Here is a 3,166-nt window from a genome sequence, read left to right on the forward strand (position 1 = left end):
GCCGGACCTGCCCGACTTCGAGCGCCGCCGGCGAGCCATCCGAGCAGACCGAGGTCAAGACGAAGCGTGGTCCTGACTCAGCCCTGCTGGCAAGCCAGTGCGGGACGGGCGACGGCTGCGACCGCTCACTTCCACCCCAGCCCCACAGTCCCCACCCCAGAGTCACACTTCTCCGGCGGAAGCAGCGGTTCGGGACTACTGCGGCTTGACCATGCCAGCCAGGGACTCAAACCCGGCTGTCCCACATCCGTGCCCTCACCGACGCTGGAAACGGGGCCACCGAGCTCGTCCTCCAGCGTCGGCCTATGGCCCTGGTCCCCGCGCAGGCGGGGGTGGTTCGGTCGCGTTGATCGCGTCGGCCATCGCGGAGAAGAGTCCTTGACCGGACGGTGAGACACGCCGAACGGGAGTACATCCCCCGCTCGGTCTAGCCGGTAGACGTTGCGCCATCCGAGAGCGAAGGAGCGCAACGGAGTTGAACGAGCAATCCCGTGATGTCCGCGCCATCCAGCTCCCCCGGTAAGGGCGGGTGGCCAGGTGTCGTGCCCTGGCTGTTTTCGATGAGAAGGGCAAGGTCGTTCAACCAGTCCGCAGGTTCCTGATCAACTTCATCTCCCAGGACAACCGGACCGGCAGCGTGCGCAGCTACGCCTACGACCTGCTGCGCTGGTGGCGGTGGCTGCGGGTGGTCGATGTCGAGTGGCATCGTGCGACCTCGGCGGAGGTGCGGGACTTCGTCCTGTGGCTCCGGGCCACGACGAAGCCGCGCAGGTCGGCACGTACATATTCCGCGTCGACGGCGGGCACCACGAATCCGATCACGAAGAAGACGTACCTGGACGACCGCTACAAACCGCGGACCATCCGCCACAGCAACGCGGTGCTGCGCAGCTTCTACGACTTCTGGCAGCGCGAACTCGGCTCGGCCTGAAAGCGTGTCTCATCAGTTGACACGGCGAATGAGAACCGACACGAGGCGCCATCGTACGGGCCGTCCAGCAGCGCAGGGGCTGACTCGTTGCCCCAGTGCTGCGCGCTCCTATCGTCGCGAGCTCCGGCGCGTACCCGGAGGTATCCCAAGGAGAGCCGGAGAGATCAACTTCAGGAACGGCCTGGACGACAGTCGCAAGTGTGCCGAGGCACCGGGAGTGAAGGGCGTCACGAGCTGGAACATGGTGTTGCCGCACGGCACCGGGCGGTAGCCGTCATAATTGGGGGCATGGCCGCCACCCCGCAGTACCCGGTCCCCGCGTCGTCCCCCATCGGTGGTGCCGTTGTGAACGTGGGTTCCGGCGACACGGACCTGGAGCTATACCGGGAGAAGTTTCGGCGACGGTTGCCGGATTCGCTGGATGAGCTGCGCGGGCCGGCAGAGGGAGTCGCGGAACCACCCGCCACCGTGGTCTGGTCCGGGCTGCGGGTCTTCGACCTCGCCAACGAACGTCAGCGAATGAGCCTGTACCGCACCGTCCTGGCCGAGGGCATGCGCAAGGACCTGTCTGCTCTCCTAAACCGCGACATCCTCCTGCGGTCGTGGCCTACCTTGCGAACCCTGGTCTCGACCACCATCCGGAGTGTATGGGAGGACCGGTTTTCGGAGCTGCGGGCTCTGGCCGACGTACCTCCCGATCAGCCTCCGGCCCGGCGACGGCGCACCCGCCAGGGTCCGGCGGCCGCGTGAGACTCCCCGACCTGCACGCCCGCCTCCTGGCGGACGTCCTGGCCATCGGCTCCCCGTACCCCCTGGTGATCACCGGCGGCTACGCCGTCCAGGCCCACGAACTCCTCGCACGCCCGAGCCAGGACCTCGACGTCGCCACTGAGAACCCTGCACCGATGGACGAGATCGTCCACACCCTCACCGACGGGCTCACCGAACGCGGCTGGCAGCTCGAAGTGATCGAAGCCGCCCCACTCTCCGCACGCCTCAACGTCACCGACACCCGCTCCGGATCCCAGGAGACGTGCGAGGTGGACGTCCTGAAGGAAGTGTTCACCCAGCCGACCGTCTCCTGCGCCTACGGACCCGTGCTCGCTGAGGAAGACGTGATCGGCACGAAGGTCCGCGCGCTGGCCGAGCGGGGCGTGGCTCGCGACGCCCTGGATGTCTTCGCCGCCTCGCGCCGATGGCCCACGACCGACCTTGAGGAATTCGGCCGCCGCCATGCCCGCGAGCGCTTCGACCTGGAGTCTCTCCAGACCCGGCTGACCGCCGTCGCCTGGCTCGATGACGCCGAACTCGAGGCATACGGTGCGACCCCCGAACTGATCGACGAGCTGATGGCCTGGGCCCAGGAATGGGCCGATGACCTCGGCCGCCGACTGCTCCGCGACGAGGAATTGGATTAACGGTGGTTTGTTACTGACTTTCGGCTCGTCAAGGTGACGCTGGATCGACGAGGGTCAGGCCGGTACCGGCTATGAAGCCGTCGAGGGTGTGGGGCCGGTACTGGAGGCGCTTGAGCCGGTTGCGGGCCAGAGCTTCGAGTCGGCTCCACTGCCGTTGAGTTGATCGAGGTCGGTCCCGACACTGCCGGCGACCTGATCGTGCACATCCCAGACAGCAGCGTCGTGTGCGCCCGGCGACGTGCTCTTCATCGGCGATGTCCCCGTGCACTGGGCCGGCCCGCTCAACGGCGTCATCTACGCCTGCCAGCACATCCTCGACCTCGACCCGCACATCGTCGTCCCCGGACACGGTCCCCTCGTCGGCCCCGCCGAGGTCCGCACCTACATGAACTTCGTCGGCGACATCCGCACCAGCATCCACGCCCTGCACGCACGCGGCCTGGACACCGAGGAAGCCTCCAGGCCCCGCGGGCACGAGCTGGTCGGACAACGGCCACGTGTTCACCACCCCCACCGGCAGCCCTCTCGAACCCGCCAACCTCACCCGTAGCTTCAGCCGACTCCTCAACCGCGCAGGACTTCGCCGCCGGTTTCACGACCTGCGGCACTCGACCGTCACCCTGCTTCTGGAACAGGGCGTCGACCTCGTCGGCATCAAGGAACTCCTCGGGCACGCTCACATCGGCGTCACCGCTGCCGTCTACGCCCACGTCCGCCCCCGCCTCCAGCAAGCCGTCATCACCACCCTGAGCGCGGACACCGCCCCCCAGCCGCACGGCTGCCACCCCGTAACTGCACCGCCTCCAGAAAGGCCGAC

Annotated in this window: 4 protein-coding genes and 2 pseudogenes; 5 read left to right on the forward strand and 1 reads right to left on the reverse strand. The window is 67.5% G+C overall.

The annotated features are described in order from the left end of the window. Positions 1–529 precede the first annotated feature (529 nt). The 3 genes from ACFWBT_RS42410 (at position 530) to ACFWBT_RS42420 (ending at position 2,349) form a co-directional block, all read left to right on the forward strand. On the forward strand, positions 530–931 hold the full coding sequence (locus ACFWBT_RS42410) for a site-specific integrase (protein ID WP_385710003.1): 402 nt from the start codon (positions 530–532) through the stop codon (positions 929–931). Positions 932–1,219: 288 nt separating this feature from the next. Then, entirely contained in the window at positions 1,220–1,681 is a 462-nt protein-coding gene (locus tag ACFWBT_RS42415) for a hypothetical protein (protein ID WP_385710006.1), read from the forward strand. Next, the gene (locus ACFWBT_RS42420; protein ID WP_385710009.1) at positions 1,678–2,349 is read left to right on the forward strand and encodes a nucleotidyl transferase AbiEii/AbiGii toxin family protein; all 672 of its coding nucleotides are present in this window, start codon (positions 1,678–1,680) and stop codon (positions 2,347–2,349) included. The genes ACFWBT_RS42415 and ACFWBT_RS42420 overlap by 4 nt, the downstream gene beginning before the upstream one ends. A 28-nt stretch (positions 2,350–2,377) precedes the next feature. On the opposite strand, the pseudogene ACFWBT_RS42425 reads toward ACFWBT_RS42420, so the two are convergent. Further along, a pseudogene (locus ACFWBT_RS42425) lies at positions 2,378–2,491 on the reverse strand (IS630 family transposase); the annotation flags it as partial. 96 nt (positions 2,492–2,587) lie between these two features. Here ACFWBT_RS42425 and ACFWBT_RS42430 point away from each other — a divergent pair. Together ACFWBT_RS42430 and ACFWBT_RS42435 are read left to right on the forward strand one after the other, a co-directional pair. Continuing rightward, the gene (locus ACFWBT_RS42430; protein ID WP_385710012.1) at positions 2,588–2,899 is read left to right on the forward strand and encodes a hypothetical protein; all 312 of its coding nucleotides are present in this window, start codon (positions 2,588–2,590) and stop codon (positions 2,897–2,899) included. Beyond that, positions 2,817–3,166, forward strand: a pseudogene (locus tag ACFWBT_RS42435) (tyrosine-type recombinase/integrase); the annotation flags it as partial. The gene ACFWBT_RS42430 and the pseudogene ACFWBT_RS42435, both read left to right, overlap by 83 nt.

The sequence above is a fragment of the Streptomyces sp. NPDC060027 genome (genome assembly GCF_042737005.1).
GTDB lineage: Bacteria > Actinomycetota > Actinomycetes > Streptomycetales > Streptomycetaceae > Streptomyces.